Origin of the sequence: Phytoactinopolyspora halophila (assembly GCF_003287285.1) — a bacterium.
Taxonomy (GTDB): domain Bacteria; phylum Actinomycetota; class Actinomycetes; order Jiangellales; family Jiangellaceae; genus Phytoactinopolyspora_A; species Phytoactinopolyspora_A halophila.
Genome location: NZ_QMIG01000001.1, coordinates 366,320 through 386,694 on the forward strand (window position 1 = coordinate 366,320; position 20,375 = coordinate 386,694).

Annotated in this window: 17 protein-coding genes and 1 tRNA gene; 4 read left to right on the forward strand and 14 right to left on the reverse strand. The window is 65.7% G+C overall.

Annotated features, from left to right (window positions below):
• Nucleotide 1: 1 nt before the first annotated feature.
• From DPM12_RS01665 to DPM12_RS01690, 6 genes are all read right to left on the reverse strand, one after another.
• Entirely contained in the window at nt 2–1,009 is a 1,008-nt protein-coding gene (locus DPM12_RS01665) for an ABC transporter ATP-binding protein (RefSeq protein ID WP_112256508.1), read from the reverse strand.
• The gene (locus tag DPM12_RS01670; RefSeq protein WP_112256509.1) at nt 1,006–1,830 is read right to left on the reverse strand and encodes an ABC transporter permease; all 825 of its coding nucleotides are present in this window, start codon (nt 1,828–1,830) and stop codon (nt 1,006–1,008) included. Before DPM12_RS01670 ends, DPM12_RS01665 begins: the two co-directional genes overlap by 4 nt.
• The gene (locus DPM12_RS01675) at nt 1,827–2,813 is read right to left on the reverse strand and encodes an ABC transporter permease (protein ID WP_112256510.1); all 987 of its coding nucleotides are present in this window, start codon (nt 2,811–2,813) and stop codon (nt 1,827–1,829) included. The genes DPM12_RS01670 and DPM12_RS01675 overlap by 4 nt, the downstream gene beginning before the upstream one ends.
• Nucleotides 2,810–4,453: an ABC transporter substrate-binding protein gene (locus DPM12_RS01680; RefSeq protein WP_123788356.1), complete on the reverse strand. Its 1,644-nt coding sequence runs from the start codon at nt 4,451–4,453 to the stop codon at nt 2,810–2,812. The genes DPM12_RS01675 and DPM12_RS01680 overlap by 4 nt, the downstream gene beginning before the upstream one ends.
• 557 nt (nt 4,454–5,010) lie before the next feature.
• Nucleotides 5,011–5,087 (reverse strand) — tRNA-Met (locus DPM12_RS01685).
• A 178-nt stretch (nt 5,088–5,265) separates the two neighbouring features.
• Entirely contained in the window at nt 5,266–8,142 is a 2,877-nt protein-coding gene (locus DPM12_RS01690) for a UPF0182 family membrane protein (RefSeq protein WP_158542662.1), read from the reverse strand.
• A 215-nt stretch (nt 8,143–8,357) separates the two neighbouring features.
• On the opposite strand from DPM12_RS01690, the gene DPM12_RS01695 reads away from it, so the two are divergent.
• Nucleotides 8,358–8,909 carry a PPA1309 family protein gene (locus DPM12_RS01695; protein ID WP_112256513.1) on the forward strand — a complete coding sequence of 184 codons (552 nt, stop codon included), beginning with the start codon at nt 8,358–8,360 and terminating at the stop codon, nt 8,907–8,909.
• A gap of 64 nt (nt 8,910–8,973) precedes the next feature.
• Here DPM12_RS01695 and DPM12_RS01700 read toward each other — a convergent pair whose 3' ends face one another.
• The 3 genes from DPM12_RS01700 to DPM12_RS01710 are packed head-to-tail and all read right to left on the reverse strand — an operon-like array spanning nt 8,974 to nt 11,568.
• Nucleotides 8,974–10,026: a YlbL family protein gene (locus tag DPM12_RS01700; RefSeq protein WP_112256514.1), complete on the reverse strand. Its 1,053-nt coding sequence runs from the start codon at nt 10,024–10,026 to the stop codon at nt 8,974–8,976.
• Between the two features lie 10 nt (nt 10,027–10,036).
• Nucleotides 10,037–10,459: a molybdenum cofactor biosynthesis protein MoaE gene (locus DPM12_RS01705; protein ID WP_112256515.1), complete on the reverse strand. Its 423-nt coding sequence runs from the start codon at nt 10,457–10,459 to the stop codon at nt 10,037–10,039.
• 5 nt (nt 10,460–10,464) lie between these two features.
• Nucleotides 10,465–11,568 (reverse strand): NAD-dependent epimerase/dehydratase family protein, encoded by a 1,104-nt coding sequence (locus DPM12_RS01710; RefSeq protein WP_211658208.1) that lies wholly within the window; start codon nt 11,566–11,568, stop codon nt 10,465–10,467.
• Nucleotides 11,569–11,643: 75 nt separating this feature from the next.
• On the opposite strand from DPM12_RS01710, the gene DPM12_RS01715 reads away from it, so the two are divergent.
• Nucleotides 11,644–13,026, forward strand: coding sequence for a zinc-dependent metalloprotease (locus DPM12_RS01715; protein WP_112256517.1), 1,383 nt, complete (start codon nt 11,644–11,646; stop codon nt 13,024–13,026).
• Between the two features lie 86 nt (nt 13,027–13,112).
• Here the strand turns inward: DPM12_RS01715 and DPM12_RS01720 are convergent, their stop codons facing one another.
• The gene (locus DPM12_RS01720) at nt 13,113–13,652 is read right to left on the reverse strand and encodes a M48 metallopeptidase family protein (RefSeq protein WP_112256685.1); all 540 of its coding nucleotides are present in this window, start codon (nt 13,650–13,652) and stop codon (nt 13,113–13,115) included.
• 832 nt (nt 13,653–14,484) lie between these two features.
• Here DPM12_RS01720 and DPM12_RS01725 point away from each other — a divergent pair.
• Both DPM12_RS01725 and DPM12_RS01730 read left to right on the forward strand, forming a co-directional pair.
• On the forward strand, nt 14,485–15,531 hold the full coding sequence (locus DPM12_RS01725) for a ThiF family adenylyltransferase (protein ID WP_112256518.1): 1,047 nt from the start codon (nt 14,485–14,487) through the stop codon (nt 15,529–15,531).
• A 31-nt stretch (nt 15,532–15,562) separates the two neighbouring features.
• Nucleotides 15,563–16,873, forward strand: coding sequence for an ABC1 kinase family protein (locus tag DPM12_RS01730; protein ID WP_112256519.1), 1,311 nt, complete (start codon nt 15,563–15,565; stop codon nt 16,871–16,873).
• 174 nt (nt 16,874–17,047) lie between these two features.
• Here DPM12_RS01730 and DPM12_RS01735 read toward each other — a convergent pair whose 3' ends face one another.
• From DPM12_RS01735 to DPM12_RS01750, 4 genes are all read right to left on the reverse strand, one after another.
• Entirely contained in the window at nt 17,048–17,230 is a 183-nt protein-coding gene (locus DPM12_RS01735) for a hypothetical protein (protein ID WP_112256520.1), read from the reverse strand.
• 108 nt (nt 17,231–17,338) lie between these two features.
• Complete coding sequence (locus DPM12_RS01740) at nt 17,339–17,614, reverse strand: WhiB family transcriptional regulator (RefSeq protein WP_112256686.1); 276 nt, start codon at nt 17,612–17,614, stop codon at nt 17,339–17,341.
• A 104-nt stretch (nt 17,615–17,718) separates the two neighbouring features.
• On the reverse strand, nt 17,719–17,949 hold the full coding sequence (locus DPM12_RS01745) for a hypothetical protein (protein WP_112256521.1): 231 nt from the start codon (nt 17,947–17,949) through the stop codon (nt 17,719–17,721).
• Nucleotides 17,950–18,150: 201 nt separating this feature from the next.
• The gene (locus DPM12_RS01750) at nt 18,151–20,265 is read right to left on the reverse strand and encodes an ATP-dependent DNA helicase UvrD2 (RefSeq protein WP_112256522.1); all 2,115 of its coding nucleotides are present in this window, start codon (nt 20,263–20,265) and stop codon (nt 18,151–18,153) included.
• Nucleotides 20,266–20,375: the final 110 nt, after the last annotated feature.

Below are 20,375 nucleotides of genomic sequence, written 5' to 3' on the forward strand. Positions count from 1 at the left end.
CTCATGTCTCCGTACCGACAGGATGGAAGCAGGCCAGATACCGTTCGCCCGCGGTGCCGTCGACCTCGAGGACGGGCCTGTGGGCGCAACGTTCCGTGGCGTTGCCACACCGGTCGCGAAACCGGCAACCCGCGAGGAAGTCAGCCGGTTGACGGACGCTCCCCGGGATGGACGCCAGGGTCGGCCAGCACTCGTCGAGGCTGCGGCTGGATTCGAGCAATCCCGCGGTGTACGGGTGGCGTGGCCGGGCCAGAATGTCCCGCGTGGGCCCGGATTCCACCAGCTGACCGGCATACATGACGGCGGTTCGGGTAGCCAGCTCGGACACCAGGGCAAGATCGTGACTGATGAACATCAGCGCGAAGTTCCGGCTGCGTTGCAGACTGCGCAGGAGCTCGACCACGTGTTTCTGGATGGTCACGTCCAGCGCCGTGGTGGGCTCGTCGGCGATGACCAGTTGCGGGTCACGCGCGAGCGCTATCGCGATCAGCACGCGTTGCCGCTGCCCACCGGACAGCTGGTAGGGCCGGGCCCGCATGATGCGCTCGGTGTCTTCCAAACCGACCGACGCCAGGAGCTCTTCCGGCGACGACGAGGAGCCGAGCTTGCAAACCTGGCGCAACTGGGCACCGGCACTCATCCCAGGGTTGAGGCTGGTCAAAGCGTCCTGGTACACGACACCGATACCCGCACCACGCATCTGGCGCCGTTCCCGTCGAGACATCGCCCGTACGTCCTGGCCATCGAACGCGACCGTCCCGGTTACCGCCGCCGATCGCGGCAAAAGATCGGCCGCCGCCAGACCGAGCAGCGACTTGCCGCAGCCGGACTCGCCGACGACGGCAACCACCTCACCGGCATCGATCGTGAGATCGACCCGGTCCAGGACGGCGACATCGCCGTAGCGCCGCGGGAACCGTACACACAGCTCGCGAACCGCGAGCAGCGGAGCCGTCGCCGCGTCAGCTGGCACGCTCCAGGGTGTTCCCGAACCTGTGGTCACCGTCATCGCGACCTCAACCGTGCGCCGAGCGCTTCGGAGAACCTGTTCAGTGCCAGTACGGAGATGACGATGGCCAGGCCGGGAAAGAGCGAAACCCACCAGGCACCAGCGTCGATCACGGCCTGACCGTCGCTGATGATGTTGCCCCACGACGGCGCCGGCGGCCGGATACCGGCACCAAGGAACGAGAGCGCCGCCTCGGCCACGATCGCCTCCGCCATGATGATTGTCGTATACACCATCACGGGCAACGCCGCATTCAGACCGATGTGATATCCGACCAGCCGGATCTTGCGGGTACCGAACAGTGTCGCCGCGGTGACGTAATCCTCGCCGTATTCGGCGAACACGGCCGCGCGTACGACGCGTGCCATCGGTGGCGTGTAGATGATCCCGAGCACGATGACAGTGGTCCACAGACTCGGACCGATCGCCGCGGCGAGGACGATGGCGAGCAGGATGCCGGGAAATGCCAGCCCCACGTCCACAATCCGCATGATGAGCTCGTTGAGCCAGCCCTTCGAACTGGCCGCGACCGCGCCGAGCACCCCGCCTCCCAGCAGCCCCAACCCGGCAGAACAGACGGCGACGAGGAAGCTCAGCCGGGCTCCGTGGACGACCCGGGCCGCGACATCACGGCCGAGCTGGTCGGAGCCGAACAGATACTCGTCACCCGGTCGCTGCAACGCCCGCGATGCATCGATCACCGTCGGCGACGCATCCACGGCCAGCGGCAGTATGACGAGCACGGTGGCGAGCACGAGCGCCAGGCCACTGAGCCAGCGCACCATCGGCTCGGCACGCAAGGCCCGGGCGTATTTCGTCATCGGCCGGCCACCTCCGCGCTGCGCGGGTTGAGGAGCAGGTATAGCAGATCGACGACGAGATTGATCAGCACGAACGCCGCTGCGCCGACGATCGCCACGCCACGAACCACACCGAGATCCCCCTGCTGCACTCCAGTGACCAGCAATGTTCCCATTCCCGGCAGGTTGAACACGGTCTCCACGAGGATCGCGCCGGACATCAGCAGACCGACGTACACCCCGAGCACCGTGATCGGAGTGACGAGCGCATTGCGTAGCACGTTGCGAATCAAGACGACGTGGCCGGGGACACCCGCGCCGAGCGCCGTTCGCACGTAGTCCTTGGCGAGTTCATCCGCTACCGACGCACGGATCACCCGCGTCATGGCTGCCGCGAACGGCAACGCGAGCACGACCGCGGGGCCGATCATCGAGGAGAACCAGTACGTGAACCCCGATTCCGGCGGCGCGTAGCCTCCCGACGGCAACCACCCCCAGGTCACCGCGAAGAGCTGGATGAACATCAACCCGACCCAGAACTGTGGTGCGGCTTGAAAGATCGCAGCTGCTGTGCCGATCACGCGATCCGGCCACCGCCCCTCCATCTGAGCTGCTGTAATGCCGAGAATCAGCGCCGACGTCACGGCAATCAAGGTGGCGAGCAGCATCAGCTGGACGGTGATCGGGAAGGCCAAGCCGATCAGCTCATTCACCGACTCCGGGCGTACCACCGACTCGCCAAGCCGGAACTGCGCCACGTCGCCCACGAACCGTGCGAAACGAACCGGCAGCGGGTCGTTCAGGCCGTGTTCTGCGGCAAAGCGAGCACGTTGCTCGGCGTCGGCGAAGAGTCCCAGAACGGCGCGTGCCGGATCGTTGGGGGAAAGGTCGACCACCACGAACACGGTGAACGACACTCCCAGCAAGATCAGTGGAGCCAGGACGAGCCGGCGCACGACGAACCGCACGTAGCCCGTACGGGCGCTGGTACGAACGTGCATCATCCAGTGACGCCGTCGAGCACGAAGCCCGCCGTGGGCACCGGACGGAATCCGTCGAGCGATGCCGACCACCCGGTCAAGTAATCGACACGATGCAGCCGGCCGATTGGCACTTCCGTCTGGACGATGTTCTGCACCTCGGCCAGCGCGCTGGAGCGGGCGTCGTCGTCAGGCGCCGTCAACGCCTCGTCGAGCAGCTCTTCGACCCGTTCCAGTGGCTCGCCCTCCCAGTACATGAACTGCCTCGGCAAGTTCCCGTAGTAGGTCCAGCGCAGCAGGAACTCGACGTCGGTCGCCCCGAGCGCGCTGGTGTCACCTTTCATCAGGAAGAGGTTGTAACTGCCCTCCGTGACGCGCGAATACAGGGACTCCAGCTCTCCAGGGATGACATTGGGCACGAAGCCTAGCTCCCGGAGATTCTCCTCGATCAACGGCGTCTGCGCGGCGAGGTAGTCCAGATCTCCGGCAAGGAAGTCGACGTCGATCCCGCCATCGCCGAATCCCGCCTCGTCGAGCAGTTGCCTGGCGTAGTCGGGATCGTAGCGATAGGTGAGGTCGGGTTCGGCATAGTCCGGGTCGTCGGGTGAGATCTCTCCCGACCAGACCGGCTCCGCGTGCCCGAAGAAGGCCGTTTCTGCGATGCCGTCCCGGTCGATCCCGTACATCACGGCCTGCCGGACCCGCACGTCGTCGAAGGGCGGCTTGCCGCAATGGAACATGAGGCCGGTCAAATGGTCACCACGAGCGCTGTCGACCTCGACGTCGTCCTCGCTCTCCAGCTCGTCGAACGAGCTCGCAGGGACGTCTTCGATGACCTGAGCTCGGCCCGTACGCAACGCCGATACGCGTGCGCTGCCATCCGCCGTGACCGCGATGTGCAGCTCGTCATAGTTCAATTCGCGCGGGCCGGTGTACTCGTCGAAGCGTTCGAGCGTGATCTCCTGCCCGGATACGGCCGACAGCACCCGATACGGCCCGGTACCGACGGGTTCGAGTTCCAGCGCGTCCGGCGAATCCTCGATCGCCGCCTGCGACATTCCCTTCACCAAGACCAGGCGCTGGGCCAGAAGCGTCGTGGGTGCTGTCAGGTTGAGTTCGATCTCATGCTCATCGACGACGTCGACGGCATCGACAATCTCGAAGAAGCGAGCGAACAGCGACTCGACGTCCGGGTCTTTAATGCGTTCGATTGTGAACGCGACGTCCTCCGCAGTCAGCGGCGAGCCGTCATGGAACACCGCGTCGTCGCGCAGCTTGATCCGATGCGTCAGCGGGTCGATCTCCCGGGGCATCTCCGTGGCCAGTTCCGGCGTCAGCTCCGTGCGTGGTGGAAAGGGATCCAGCCGGTATAGCGATTCATAGATGTAGTTGTTCACCGCCACCGTGCCGACGGCCGATGCGGTGGTGGGATCGAGGTCCCGGAAGATGTTCGCGAGGCTAGCCGACAGGCTGCCATCTCGCCCGGTGTCGTTCCCGTTCGCGGTCTCATCCGGGGAGTCGGACGGGGCGTCTGACGTACATCCGGCGCCAGCGCCGCCACCGAGCACGAGGGCGCCCGCCCCGGTCGCCTGCAGGAGCTTGCGCCTGCTGATCGGATTCGACCACAAAGCCGCGAAGCCATCGTCTCGCCGAGCACCTACCACTGGAACCCCCTACCCTTGATTGCCGCAGAGATCCACCCACTCCGGCGCCACCTCGCCACCCGGATGGCCCACGACGTTGTCGACATCGTTCTCGTGCAGGTCTTTCCCGACCGTCGGGACGGAATTCCATTCACCAGAACATATAGTTCAACTGACGCTATGTCTGTCGATGACCTGTGTCAACGGGACCTCCTACGTCGTGACCCATGCAGGTCCCATACCGTTTCGCTCGTCGGGACACCGCATCCAGGCAGTCTCCCTGACCACCGCCTCGTGCGGAAGGGGCCAATCTCAACAGGGAGGTGATCATCAACGATCGTGCACACGATGATGTTCGCCATCGTCAACGATCACCTGCTGGTCACTTCCGTGACGTGTCGAATGACGTCGTTCATAGCCTGAACGCTCAACGGAGGAGCCACGGACGAGATGCGGCTGCGGCAGCCATGTGTCCTGTGCCGATCCGCAACCACACACGACCGGCCCAGTTACCTACGGCAGAACGGATCAGAGGCGCAAAGGCGAAGGCCCGGACCACTTCTGGTCCGGGCCTCACGTGGTAGCGGGGGCGGGATTCGAACCCGCGACCTCTGGGTTATGAGCCCAGCGAGCTACCGAGCTGCTCCACCCCGCGTCGCCACAGACCATGTTACGTCACGACGGGGATCACACCAAATCAGCGTCCTCGCCGCTGACGTGACGTCAACCACACCGCCGACGCCGTCCACCAGACCCCCACCACAGAAAGGTCCGTGCAGGTCATGACCTGCACGGACCCTCTCTCGACCATCCTCCGGCGTCTGCCCTGGAAGCTACTCCTCGGGAACGTTCTCCAGCCGGTCCAGGGCGTCCTCCAGACGCTGCAGCGCATCCTCGAGACGGCTCAGCGTGTCTTCCAGCTGCTCGGAATCGGGCGCATCGCCCTCGGGCGGACCCTCGTCCTCCGGAGGCTGTTGCTCCTCATCTTCCGGAGGCTGTTGTTCCTCATCTTCCGGAGGCTGTTGTTCCTCGTCCTCCGGTGGGCCCTCGTCCTCCAGCTGGCCATCCTCGTCAACGTCCGGAAGGGCCTCGTCTTCGATCTCCTCGCCCTCTTCCGTCTCGATTCCAGCCTCGCCCTCGAAGATCTGGTCCACCGCGTTCTGCAAGCTGGGAGCGAAGCCGATCTCGTCGCCGAAGCGAACCATTACGCGGCGCAACAGCGGATACGCGCCACCACCGGTCTGCCGGACGACATACACGGGCTGCACATACAACAGACCGCCACCAACGGGCAGTGTCAGGAGGTTCCCCAGCTCGGTCGTCGCTCCCTCACCCGCACTGAGCAGGGTTAGCTGACTCGCGACTTCCTCGTTGCTCTCGAACGCGTTCGCGACCTGCTCTGGTCCGTCGATCTGGGTTCGGCCTGGCAACCGAAGCGCCTCGAGCTGGCCATAGTCCGGATGTCGCGCATCGGCGTTGACCGCCATGAACGCCACCAGGTTCTGCCGGCCACGAGGTGTGTACGTGGTGGTCAGCGAGAACACGCCCTCGTCGTCATCGGGCATTTGGATGCTCTGGTAGTACGGCGGGATGTCGACCTCGCCATCCGCCGTCGGGTCGTTCGGCACGATCCAGCGATCCTGACCACCGTAGAAGGTGATCGGATCCTCCACGTGGTACGCCTCGAGCATCCGCCGCTGCAGCTTGAACAGATCTTCCGGATACCGCAAATGGTCCAGCAAGTCGTCGCTGATCTCCGACTTGGGCGTCACCGAGTCCGGGAAGACATCCTTCCACGCCTGCAGTACGGGGTCTTCCTCGTCCCACTCGTAGAGGGTCACGGTGCCGTCGTAGGCATCAACCGTCGCCTTAACGGAGTTGCGCGCGTAGTTCAGATAATCGTCCGGCTGCGCGGCCAGCGCCGGGCGAGCGGTACGCGAGTCGCTCGTCGCCTCCTCCAGCGAGACACGCTGCGAGTACGGGTACGAGTTCAGCGTCGTGTAGGCATCCACGACCCAGACCAGGCGACCGTCGGCCACGGTCGGGTACGCGTTCGAGTCAGCCGTCAGCCACGGAGCGACCTTCTCGACGCGTTGCCTCGGGTCGCGGTCATACATGATCACCGATTCTTCGTTGACCCGCTCCGAGAGGACGATATTCGCTTCCTGGAACTTCGTGGCGTAGAGGAGGCGGTTGAAGTACCCACCGAGATCCACGCCACCCGCGCCGTCATAGGTGTTCAGGCGCTCCTCACCAGTTTCCGGATCCTCCGGGATGTCGTACTCCACCGGTTCGGAGCCTTCCGGGGCACCGACGATCGAGTACTCCGGCGAACTCTCGCCGTAGTACACCCGCGGTTCGTACTCGCCCAGTTCACCCTTTGGCGGAATGTCCTCTTCAGCCCACACCGGTGAGCCGTCGCTCTGGCGCGTGTTACCGAACGCTGCCACCAAGCCGAAGCCATGGGTATAAACCGTGCGCTCGTTGACCCAGTTGCGCTGCCCCTCGGGAATACCGGTGACGTCGATCTCGCGAGCAGCGACGACGACGTCCCGCTCCTCTCCGTCGATCTCGTACCGATCGACGTTCGCCGGATCGGCAAACGTGTAGAAGCCACGGACTTGCTGCAGCTGCTGATACGCGCGCGGAATGAGCGTCGGATCCATCAACCGGACACCGGGCACCGTCCCAGCGTCGTCTGCGAGCTGCCCGGCCTCCACCGTCGTCGTCGCGTCGTATGACTCGATCTCCACGTCGTCGACGTCGTAAGCCTCGCGCGTGGCGTCGATGTTCCGCTCGATGTACGGGGCCTCGCGGTCTGCCTCCGTCGGGTTGACCTGGAACTGCTGGACGATGAACGGCCACAGGCCACCGAGCAGGACGGCGGACAGCACGAGCAGTCCGGCTCCGATGCCCGGCAGCGTCCAGTTGCGCTGCCAGACGTTGACGAAAAAGAGCGCGGCGCAAATGATCGACACGAAGATGAGGATCATCTTCGCCGGGAGGAGCGCGTTGATACCCGCGTAATTGCCACCCGTAAAGAGCGGATTGTCGTCAATCAGCAGCTCGTAGCGATCCAGCCAGTAAGCCACTGCTTTGAGCAGGATGAACAGGCCGATCAACACCGACAAGTGCGCCTGAGCAGCCCGGCTGACCTTCTCACCGGCGGTCTGTAGCCTGATACCGCCGAAAAGGTAGTGCGTCAGCGCGGCCACGATCAGTGACAGCGCGACCAGGCCGAAGCCGAAGCTCAGCAGGAATCGCCACCACGGGAACGAGAAGGCGAAGAAACTGACGTCCAGATCGAATTGGGGATCGGTTTGCCCGAAGGCATCGCCGTTCATCCAGAGCTGGAACGTTTCCCACTGCCCGCTGGCGCTGGCACCGGCGATGATTCCTACAAGCAACGCCGCGCCCCCGAGCACCCATGCCCGCAGGGGTTCGAGTGCGTCACGATATCGGTCGAGACTCTGTTGCTCGGCGCTCATCGGCCGATAGCTCGGCCGCAGGCGATATGCGATGACGCCGTTGATGACGATGACGGCAGCCATCACCAGGCCGAAAACGGCAAACAGACCAGCTCGGGTCATGAGCTGAGTCGTGAAGACATGCGTGAAGTCAACAGAGTCGAACCAGAGCCGCTCCGTCCAGAAGTTCACGATCAGCAGGTAACCCACGGCCAGCAAGGCCAGGACTATCAGGGTGGGCACCAGCGCGCGGGAACGTCGGTTCGATGAGGGCCCTCGATACGGACTCGCCGGGCGCGGGAAGTTCTGGCTCACGCCAAGCAAACTATCTTACGCCGGTAGCGGTTTTCGAACCGGTGTCCCGATCATGTATGTATGTCGTCTCGGATCCGCAACTTCAGCGTGATCCAGCCGATAGTGGCTGCAAATAACGAGTGCAGGCATGGGAGCATGCACATATGAGCAACGAGCAGAACGCGTCGGCCCGAACTGCGGCAGCGACTTCTCCGCTCGCCCGGGCTGTCACCGAGATCGAACAACACGTCACCGCCAATGGCTGGGATCAACAGCCACGGCTGTACGCGTTGGCCCCGACGGCCGATCTCGTGGAACGCGAGCCCGATCTCGCCGAACGTCTCGGCCTGACCCAAGCCACGGCAGCCGACGGCTCGTTGACCCCGATCGAACAAGATCTTCCCGACCAGCCGATCGAGGATCTTCTACCAACGATCACGTGGCCCGATTCCGTCGACGGCTGTGTGCTCGCCATCGAGCGCATCGTGCTTCCCCCCGGTGCCGAGGAGCATGTACCCGACGACGACACGGCGGCGATCGCCTGGGCACAGAATCACCCCAACCGCACGGATGTCCGGGTGGTGGTCGGCGTACTTCGCGACGGTAGCCGGACGTGCGTCGTGCGGGTTCGTGGCTACGAACAGGAAGACGAACTGATCCACGACGCCGAACTATCCGCCGAGATCGGAAACGCCCTGGCGGACACGTTCACGTAGCCGGTGGACACATTCACGTAGCCACTCGGCTGGCCCGGTGTCGTGAAGCTCGCCGTTCGGACGCTCACTGGCAGGCAGGCAGCTGTACGTTCGGATCATCCGTGAACGCGTCGACGGCCTCGATGGCATCTGTGAGGGTGTCGACGGGCACGATCCGCATATCGCCGCTGTTGGCTTCGGTGGCCTCGGCGCAGTTCCCCCGTGGCGCGAGGAACAGCTCGGCACCGGCATTGCTGGCTGCGGCGATCTTCTGCTGCAGGCCGCCGACCGAGCCGATCTCGCCATCACCCGAGATCTCCCCCGAACCCGCCACGTGGTTCCCGTCGATCAGTGGCTCCTCCGTGAGCCGATCATAAATGGCCAGGGCGAAGACCACACCGGCGCTGGGACCACCGATACGCTCGTCGATACCGATGCTGACCTCGAAGGGAAGTTCATAACCCCGGTCCGGGGCAAATCCGACAACCGGACGCCCGTCGTCTTCCGCCGGCACGGTCTCGGCCGTCACCGACCGCTCCTCACCATCGCGACGGATGGCGAGATCCACGGTGTCGCCTGGCTCGCGGTCCTCCACGATCTCGGCGACCTCCTCTGGCTCGTCCACTGTCATCCCATCGACCTCGACGATGACGTCGCCCGGCTCCAGTACGCCGTCTGCCGGCATTCCGTCGAATACGACGGCAACGACGAGTTCCTCGCTGACCTCGTAATCGAGATGCCGCAACGCCGCGACCTTGGCGGCTTCCTGAGAGCGAGCGAGCTGGCGCGCGCTCTGTTCACGTGATTCCTCGGCCGTCTCGTCTTCGCGGTAGACGACATTGCGCGGCACGACCGCACGCTCGTCGTCGAACCAGGCATGCAGGACGGTCAGCAAATCGAGCTCGGTATCGGCCGAGGTCACCGCTACCGTGGTCAAGTCCAGCTGCCCATCGGTGTCATAGGTGGGAACGTCCTCATCGGCGACCTGAACGACCGGGCTTCCATCCTTCTCGGCAAGCGTGTTCTCGAGCCAGCCGGGCGTGTAGACGACGTACGGCACGGGAAACAGCGACGCGATCGCCAGCAACGCCACGACGAGGGCGCCAGCGACAGACAGTGTGATGGAGCGGCGAGTCATCCGTCCCAGCTTACGGTGAGCCGACCCACTCCGTGCTGCCGTCGGCGAAGCTCTGATGCTTCCAGATCGGGACCTCCCGCTTGAGGTCGTCGATCAGCTTCCGGCACGCGGTGAACGCTTCCGCCCGGTGTTCTGCTGACGCTGCCGCAATGACCGCGATATCACCGATTCGCAGATGGCCCACACGGTGCACGGCCGCCAGCGCCCGCACCGGTATGGTCGCGGCAACCGTCTCCGCGACCCGGCGCAATTCCCTGTCGGCCATGGGATGCGCCTCATACTCGAGCGCCGTCACCGGCCGGTTCTCATCGAGTTCGCGAACCGTTCCCACGAACAGATCCGTTCCCCCGGCGCGGGAATCGGTCACGGCCGCCAGCACCTCGTCGACGGACAGCGCCTCCTCCCGTACACCCAGAAGCTTGATGACGTCCACGTGGTCTACCCTCGCTTCCTCTTGCGGGCCTTACGCACCACTACCGCCGTACCCAGTATGGCGACCGTAGCCCCTGCCGCACCGATGGTTGCCGCGGTTTCCCGCCTGCCAAACCTTCGCAACGTGGACGCGTTCCGGTGACCGAGTTCTTCCATCAACGCATGAAGTGCGAGCTCGTTGGTGCACTCCGGGCGCCAACCAGCCTCCGCGAGCCGCGTCGTCGCGACCATCCAGGGGTGGGCAACAAAGTGCAACTCGCTCACCGGTGTCGACGTCACGCCCAGCCGCTTCAACCGACCTGCCGTGCCGAAAGCGAGCGACGACGACAGCTCGACCCTGCCCTTGCCGGTAATGGCCTCCACGGCATCCTGATCGAGATGACCCGGGCTCCCGACCGTGACCGGACCGTCGAGCTCGCGGCCGGCGACGAGTTCCAGTGCCGACGCGAGATCGTCGACGTGGCAGAACTGCCAGGCCGGATTGCCTTCACGGACCACCAGTAGACGTGGCGCCTCGAAGTGCCTCGTCAGCACCGTGTCCACATCAGCTCCGACCAACGTCGCCGGGCGGACAACCGTCACCTTCATACCTGGGTGCGCGTGTCGGGCGCGTTCGCACAAAGACTCGACTTCCAAAAGATCTGACACCAGACCTCCGTCGGCAGGAGCCCGCAGAGGTGCATCGTCGTCGAGGGGAACCGGGTTGTCCGGCCTCGCCCCATACACCATCGCGCTCGTGACCACGACAACTCGCCGCACGCCCGCAGCGGCAGCCGCCGTCAGCACGGTTTGCGTGCTCCGGACATTGCGTAGCGAACGCCCGTCGACATCGTCGGTCACATTGAGATCGACCGCCGTGTGCACGACGACGTCCACGCCCGAGAACCGCGTCACGATAGCCGGATCGGTCAGGTCGATGACCCTCCAGGTGACGTGATCGACGTCGCCGCGTTCGCGATCGATGGCGACAACCTGGCCGATCTCGTCGTTGGCGGCAAGCCGCCGTGCCAGCTGACGTCCAGGGGTCGAGGCAGCCCCGACGACCGCGACGACCTGCGCGGAGCCTTCCCGGTTGCGCCGAGCGCGAACCGAACCCGGCTCTGTACCCACGTTTCCCCCTTCGGCGGTTACGGTGGAGCTTATGAGGCGTTGCCACCCGCTTCCCATCCTGCCCGAGGCGCAACTATGAGTGATGTCCCCTTCGGATTCCGCCCCGACGACGATGATGACGACCAACCAAAAAACGAATCTGGCAGCGGTTCTGGTCCGAACGATCCACTGAGCAGCCTGTTCGGCATGATGGGCGCAAGCGGTCAGCAAGGATCCCCCGACCTCGGCCAGATGCTCCAGCAGATCGGCAAACTGCTCTCCTGGTCGGGAGGCCCGGTCAACTGGGATCTCGCAAACTCTGCCGCACGCGACGTCGTGTCCTCCAGCGGTGATCGTTCGGTCAGCAGTTCCGAGCGACGCGACGTCGAAGACGCCTTCCGGCTGGCAGACACCTGGCTGGACGATGCGACCTCGTTCCCGTCCACCGGCGGTTCTCCACGTGCCTGGAGCCGGGCCGAATGGGTGGAAGGCACCCAGAACGCCTGGAAAGAGCTGATCGAACCGGTCGCCGCCCGGGTCTCGGACGCGATGAGCCAATCCTTGCCGCCCGAGATGTCACAGGCTGCGGGCCCGCTCGTCGGCATGCTCCAGCAGGTCGGCGTGTCCATGTGGGGAGCCCAGGTCGGGCAGAGCATCGGCACACTCGCCAGTGAGGTCTGCGGCGCGTCCGACATCGGTATCCCGCTCGCCGAGGGACACCCCGCGCTGCTCCCGGCGAACGTGCAGGCCTTCGGTGAGGGGCTCGGCATCGATGGTCGCGACGTCATGCTCTACCTGGCGCTGCGCGAGGCGGCGTACGTTCGCCTCTATGCTCACGCTCCGTGGCTGCGCTCACACATCATCTCCCTGGTCGAGGAATACGCGCGCCACGTCAATGTCGACACCGACTCGATCGAGTCCAAACTTCGTGACATCGATCCTTCGCGGCCCGAGGCACTGCAAGAAGCGCTGGAAGGTGGGCTCTTCGAGCTCCCGACGACCCCGCAACAGCAGGCCGCACTGGACCGCTTGGAGCTGGCGCTCGCACTGGTCGAGGGCTGGGTAGATGATGTTGTCACGCAGGCAACGAAAGACCGGCTCCCCTCGGCCGAGGCATTGCGAGAGACCATCCGCCGACGCAGGGCCACCGGCGGACCCGCCGAGCAGACCTTCGCCACACTCGTCGGTCTCCAACTACGCCCGCGGCGCTTGCGCGATGCCGTAGCGTTCTGGGCCGCTATACGTGAGGAGCGTGACGTCCAAGGACGCGATGCCGTATGGGCTCATCCCGATCTCATGCCATCGGCCGACGATCTCGCCGACCCGCAAGCCTTCCTCCACCGGGACGAGCTCGTCGACGTCTCCGACCTCGAGCGCGCGTTGGGCTCAAATGACGAGGCCGATGAAGCACGCAGCGACGGTCAGGATGGGCCAGACGATACCGACGAGGGCGAGGCAGGCGGCAATACGTCCTCCTAAGAATTCGCGTTCCTGGTGAAGTCCGGGCGATCGCCCCCGATCGCCGGCCGCCCCGGCGGGAGGGTCTAACGTCGAGGTCGTCTCGATCAGGCGAGCCCGGACGACGACGCGTTCGCGGCGTGGTCCAGGCCATCGAGGAACCCTCGGGCACGCTCAGCACGCGGATAACGCCGCACGAGATCCCAGAACTCCCGGCCGTGGTTACCGATGAGCAGATGCGCGAGCTCGTGAACGAGAACGTAGTCGACCACCCACGACGGCACCCCCTGAAGCCGCACAGAGAGCCGGATCGAACCATCACTCGGGGTACATGAACCCCACCTGGCACGCTGCGCCGAACTCCAGCGCACGCTTGTCGGCTTCGCACGATTATCGAGATAGCGGCGAGAAAGCTCCCGTGCCCGTCGGAGCAACTGCTCATCGCTCGGATGCCGCCGCCGCTCCTGCGCTTCGAGCCGTTCGAGCATCTCCGCCACCCACCGCTCTTCCTCCGTCGAGCTCATCTTCGCCGGAAGGCACACAACCACCCGGCCACTCTCCCGAAACGCCGTCACCGTCCGCCGACGACGGGCTGACCGGCGCACCTCCACCTCGGGCTCATCCCGCTCGTCGCCTCGCCGTTCCATACCCACGGTCACGCTCGGCTCCTCACCCACACCACCGCCGCCGCTCCTCCGTCGCGCCGCCACCTCCGCGCGCTCGTCGCCTCGCCGTTCCATACCCACGGTCACGCTCGGCTCCTCACCCACACCACCGCCGCCGCTCCTCCGTCGCGCCGCCACCTCCGCGCGCTCGTCGCCTCGCCGTTCCATACCAAGCACCGTAATGTCCCCACACCCCCATTTGGGTGGATTGCTGTGGATAACTTGGGGCTCGAAGGCTGAACAGCCCTGACGAGGACGCAGCGGACACATCATCAGGAAACATGCAGGATTTCTCTTATCCACAGCCCGTGGACAACATCATCGCTGCACACAGAGACTTTCCCAGATGCCGCACCGTAGTTGTCAACAAGCTTCCCCCGAAGCATCCCCAGCCTTCTCCGCACCCTGCACATGACATCCACAGAGTTATCCACAGGCCGTGGATGTCAATTTGCCATTCAGGTTGCAGACACCGTGCGTCCCTCGTAGGTTCGCAGCAGAACATACGGATTCGGCCGCACCGCGACGTGGTAGTTCATGTCCGACAGCCCCCAGACAACACGGCGCATCCACGCCGCACTTGGCGGTACGTATCCATGGTGGACTCGGCGGGGCCTCGGAAAACGACGGGAACGGCGCGTGCCAGCGGGGAAGGTACACGCCGGGACCGGCGGCACTGGGGCCCTGCCGCGCCACCTGAGCTGCAAGAGCCTGTGGACAACGAAGGGCGCCATCGCCTCCTCCCGGTGCAAGATTAGGTCGAAACCCGACCACGCGTATTCGCGAACGCCCGCTGCCATCCTGGAGGCCACCCGTGCGTCCACTCTTGCACCCCTCGTTGAGCCAGATCTGGCGTGACACGAGCACCATCCAGATCGGCGTGACGCCGGGCTGCGCCGTCGTCCTGACCGGACTCGGGAACGTCGAAAAGGCGTTGCTGCGCTCCATGGACGGTCGCAACGATCAAGCGACGCTACAACAGTTGGCGCTCGCGTGGGGTGCTGATTCCGCGAGCGCGGACAAGCTCATCGAGACACTCGCCGAAGCCGGCGCCGTGATCGACGGGGATCAGCTACCGGCGCATTCGAGTCGGCCAGCCGGCCGACTCGAACCGGACCGCGCGAGCCTCGGGCTCGTCGAGCACAGCGCCGACGCCGGGTACGCCGGGATGGAGCGGCGCGCGCAGCGCCGCGTCGAAGTGGTCGGCGCTGGGCGGGTCGGTGCCTCGGTTGCGCGGTTGCTCGCCGCGGGTGGCGTCGGCGCCATCGACATCGACGACGGTGACCTGGTTGCGCCCTCGGACGTCACGCCTCTGGGTCACGACCCGGGCGCCGTTGGGCTCGGCCGCGACCGATCACTGCGCCCTTCGCTCGACATCGCCACCGCCAACGCGGTACCGGGCGAGGAACCCGACTTCGTGCTGTTCACCGTGCCCCGCGCCTATGAACACGCCTCGGTCGTGGCATCGCTGATGCGCGCGGGGATCCCCCACCTTCAGGCGTCGGTGACCGAGCTCACGGGTGTCGTCGGGCCGCTGGTCGTTCCCGGATCGTCGGCCTGCCTGCGTTGCCTCGATCTGCATCGCACCGACCGGGACGCCGGGTGGCCCACCGTTCTCGACCAGGCGACCCGGCATCCGCCACCGTCACCTGCCTGCGACACCAGTCTCGTCGCCACGGTCGCCGGCCTCGCCTCTGCTCAGATTCTGGCTTTCCTCGACGGCTACCACGTAGCCAGCATCGGGGGCACTCTCGAATGCGAGCTGCCCTACGGGTTGCCACGCCGACGTACGTGGCGGACACATCCGGATTGCGGCTGCACGTGGGAACACGAGTGTGTTCCGGAAGACCCGGATTGCTGAAGACGAGTGCCCCTGGGCGCACAATGGTGTTGTGAGCGAATTGCCACGCAAGGCGATCTCCCGAGCCGCCCGGCTCGCGTCGCTACCACTGGGTGCCGCGAGCCGGGCAACGCTCGACTTCGGCAAGCGACTGGGGGGCCAGTCCTCGGAACTCGTTTCCGCCGAAGCACAGCGCCGGACCGCCGAGCAGGTCTTCAAGGTGCTCGGCGAACTCAAGGGCGGCGCGATGAAGTTCGGCCAGACACTCTCGGTTCTCGAATCGGCCCTGCCAGAAGAATTGATCGGCCCTTATCGGGATACCCTGACCAGGCTGCAAGAGGCCGCACCACCGATGCCTACCAGCACGGTGCACGAGGTTCTGGAAGAGAATCTCGGCCGGCACTGGCAGAAGCTGTTCGTCTCGTTCGACGACGATCCGGCGGCCGCGGCGTCCATCGGGCAGGTACACCGTGCGGTGTGGCATGACGGGCGCGACGTCGCCGTGAAGATCCAGTACCCGGGGGCCGACGACGCGTTGCGTTCGGACCTCAACCAGGTGTCACGGCTGGGCCGCACGATCGGCTCCATGTTCCCCGGCATCGATGCCAAGGCCCTCGTCGAAGAGCTGCACGACCGGATGCTCGAAGAGCTGGACTACCGGCTGGAAGCCGATGCGCAGGAAGGATTCGCACACGCCTACGACGGCGACGACGAGTTCGCCGTGCCCCGGCTCGTGCATGGCGCCCAGCACGTACTGGTCTCCGAATGGCTCGACGGCACACCGCTCTCGGAGATCATCAGTACTGGTACTCAGGAAGAGCGCGACCGAGTCGGGCTCCTCTACGTCCGGTTCCTCTTCTCGGGGCCGGAACGCGCGGGCCTCCTGCACGCCGATCCCCATCCTGGCAACTACCGGATCACTCCCGATGGGCGCCTCGGAGTGCTCGACTACGGGGCGGTCGCGCGCTTCCCCGAAGGGCTGCCGTCCTCGATCGGCAGGCTCATCCGCCGCGCGCTCGACGGGGAGACCGACGAGATGCTCGAAGGGTTACGGGAGGAAGGCTTCGTCCGGCCGCACATCGACGTCGACCCGCAAGGGCTTTACGAGTATCTCGCGCCCTTTCTCGAACCGGCCCGGCACGAGACGTTCCATTTCAACCGCGCCTGGATGCGCGAGCAGTTCAACCGGATCAACGATCCACGCCGGCCCGGCTACACCATCGGTTTGAAACTCAACGTCCCCCCGGCGTACTTGCTGGTCCATCGAGTGTGGCTCGGTGGAATCGGCGTTCTCTCGCAGCTCGACTGCGAGGGCCCGTTCCGAGCCGAGTTCGAGCGCTGGGTCCCCGGATTCCACTCCTGAATCGACACCCGGCGCCGCTGCCCGTCGAGAAGCCGGCGCGTCAGCCACGTTGCTGACTCGCCGAGCTCCCCACGGACATATTTGCACATTAGGGCGTGTCCGTCCGCGACCCGAGGGCGAGCATCGAGACCTCGCCAACGCACACGCACGCGATCCTGAACGGCACAGGCCTATCTAGACCCGGCTTGATGCTGCGACCGCCGCGGCCGCCAACTTGCGGGCACGCCGCGCCGCTCGCGCAGCCCGACGTTCCAGCTTCCGGGCGATCCGCAATCGCCGGGCGCGCTGGAACTCCTGCGCCTCTTCTCGGAACTCGTGAGACCTGGCCCAGACCCAGGTCTCATCTATCATGTTCATCTGTTCTCTCCGCGCTGCTCGATCCGTCATGTCTCGTGTCGTCGTTGCTGGAATCGTGTCGTTCAGGACCACGTCATTCACTCCTCACGTCGTAGCTCGGGTCACGGTCTATGCCGCGAGTTCGGACTTGCGCGGCCGGCCGCGCGGACGCTTGCGGGGCACGATCGCGCCGGACTCGAATAGCTCGCCGCCCCAGACACCCCAGGGCTCACGGCGATCGATCGCACCGGCCAGGCACTGCGCGCGTACCGGGCACTGCCAGCACAGCTCCTTGGCCAGCTCGACATCCGCCGGTTGCTCGGCGAACCAGAGTTCTGGATCGCTGCGGCACGGGATCACCTCGTCGGTGACGAGCGCGTTGTCGAGAACGCTCGTCAACGTCATGACGTCGGTCACCTCCCTTCTCGAAGATCGGTCGCGGAGAAACAAAAAGGCCGCGGTACCCGGGTGGGGTCCGCGGCCTTGGAGGCGCCGAAAAGATCGTTGTGTCAATCCGGCGGACCCAAGCTGCGGACGCGTGCGCCACCCTTGGTGCGATCGAGGACAAACGTCGGCGCATCGACGAAGTCGGCCTGCGGACGCACCAGTCCCTGGCACGGAGCGTGGACGAGCGAATCGAGACGGACCCCCATGAGCATGCGGGAGCCTTCGAGGGTGCCCATGTGCGGATAGCCTGCCCACGCGGCGCGCTTGCCACTTGCGAAGTTGATCGTCACCATCGAGCACCCTCCTTTCTACGTCTCTACGTGCCGGGACCTTTCGCCTTCCGCGCATGCGCATGCGTGCGCGGCAACGTGCTCTGTCACAGTAACGTGTGTTCGGGTAAGGGGCAACCTATTTTTTAGGTACTTTCTGACGAGCGCAATCTCGGCCAGCAATCGCGCAGCCCGCTCCCGTAATCCCCGTGAATGACGCCGTTGTCAGTTGTTCGACACCGCGTGCTCCCGGCACAACGCGAGGACCTCCGCGCCGTAACGATCCAACTTGGCGCGCCCCACCCCGGGAAGCTCGGCAAGGGCGCGCTCCTCCGTCGGCTTCGTCTCGGCGATCACCATCAAGGTGGCATCGGTGAACACGACGTAGGCAGGAACCTTCTGTTCCCGGGAACGCTCGAGGCGCCACTCCCGGAGCCGCTCGTAGAGCGCCTCGTCCAGAGTGGAGGGGCAATCGCCACACCGGCCGAGCTTGCGCGCAGCGGCGTCGACGAGCGGTGCGGCACAGCCGCGACACCGCGCAGGCGAGCGGGCCCGCTTGGCTGCCGGGCGGCTCACTCGCTCCCTGGAACTGGAACCCGTACGCGCTGCCGCGCCGGGCCGCACGCCGTCGAGAAAGCGGCTCGCCTGCCGGGTGCCCCGCCCACCGGGCTGGCGAGCCAGCGACCAGGAAATCGACAAGTGTTCCCGGGCCCGGGTGACGCCGACGTAGAGCAGGCGCCGCTCCTCCTCGATCTGCTCGGCCGTCTCCGCGTAGTTCAGCGGAAGCGTGCCCTCGTGCACCCCGACGACGAACACCGCATCCCACTCCAGACCCTTCGCGGCGTGCAGCGACGCCACGGTGACACCATCGGCCACCGGAGCGTGCTGGCTCGCCGCGCGGGCATCGAGCTCGGCGACGACGTCAGCCAAGCCCGCATCGGGCTGCGCCGCGACGACGTCCTCGGCCAGCGCGACCACGGCCGCCAGCGACTCCCACCTCTCGCGTGCCGCTCCGCCACTCGACGGTGGCCGTTCCGACCACCCCGCAGACGTGAGGATCGCTGCCGTCGCGGCTGCTGCGTCGGGCGCATCCCCGGGAGACTCGCCGGCACGCACGGCTCCCCGGAGCAGCATCGCGGCCTGGCGAACCTCGGCACGTTCGAAGAACCGTTCTGCGCCCCGCACGGCGTACGGTATGTCGGCATTGGCCAGCGCTTGCTCGTAGTTCTCCGACTGCGCGTTGACCCGGAACAAGATTGCGATCTCGCGTGCGGGCACGCCGGACGCACGCAGCCGGGCGATCTCGGCAGCCACCCATTCAGCTTCTGCTACCTCGTCGGCATGCTCGACGAAGACTGCCTCCGGGCCAGCTGGCCGCTGCGCTTGCAGCACCACGCCGGTCCGCTGCTCCGGGTTCTCTCGTTGTTCGCTCGCCGAGCGCAGCACCCCGTTCGCGACGCTCACCACCTGCGGCGTGGAGCGGTAGTCGCGGAACAGCCGGATGGTGGTGGCCGACGGGTACCGTTCGGTGAAACCCAGCAGGTAGTCCGGACGAGCTCCGGCGAACGAGTAGATGGTCTGGGCGGGATCGCCCACCACGCACACGTCGTCGCGTTCACCCAGCCACAATTCGAGCAGCCGTTGCTGCAACGGCGACACGTCCTGATACTCGTCGACCACGAAATGGTGGTATTGCGCGCGGACCGCCTCGGCCACGCCGGGATTCGCCTCCAGCAAGCCCACCGCGGCCAGCAGTATGTCCTCCATGTCCATCAGGCCGCGGTCGAACTTCAGATCTTCGTACGCCGCGTACACACGGGCGACCGTCGGGGCGTCCACACCCGCGACCTCCCGGTGTGACGTCTCCGCCACCGAGGAGTACTGCTCGGCCAGTACGTTGCTCACTTTCGCCCACTCGATCTCGGAAGCGAGATCGCGAAGTACTGCCCGGTCGGTACCGACGCGGCATCTACTCGCCGCCGTGCCCACGAGATTGAGCTTGCTCTCCATGATCTCCGGCAAGTCTCCCCCGGTGACCTGTGGCCAGAAATATCGCGCCTGGCGCAGGGCCGCCGAGTGGAACGTGCGGGCCTGGACGCCATCCACGCCGAGCGAGCGCAGCCGGCCACGCATCTCCCCCGCCGCGCGAGTGGTGAACGTCACAGCCAGAACCCGGCGAGGGTCGAACGCGCCGACGTGCACGCCGTAGGCGATGCGATGCGTGATGGCGCGTGTCTTTCCGGTTCCGGCACCGGCAATGACACACACGGGCCCGCTGACGGCGGCTGCTACCTCGCGCTGCTCCGGGTCGAGGTCGGAGAGGACATCGGGAACAGCCATGCGGCCCATCCTGACACCCGGGTCCGACGCCCCGCGCGGCGGCCGGGACGTCGGCCGGGACGAATTGTCGCCACGGGAGCGGCCGGGCATTGCCGAACATCGCGCTCCCG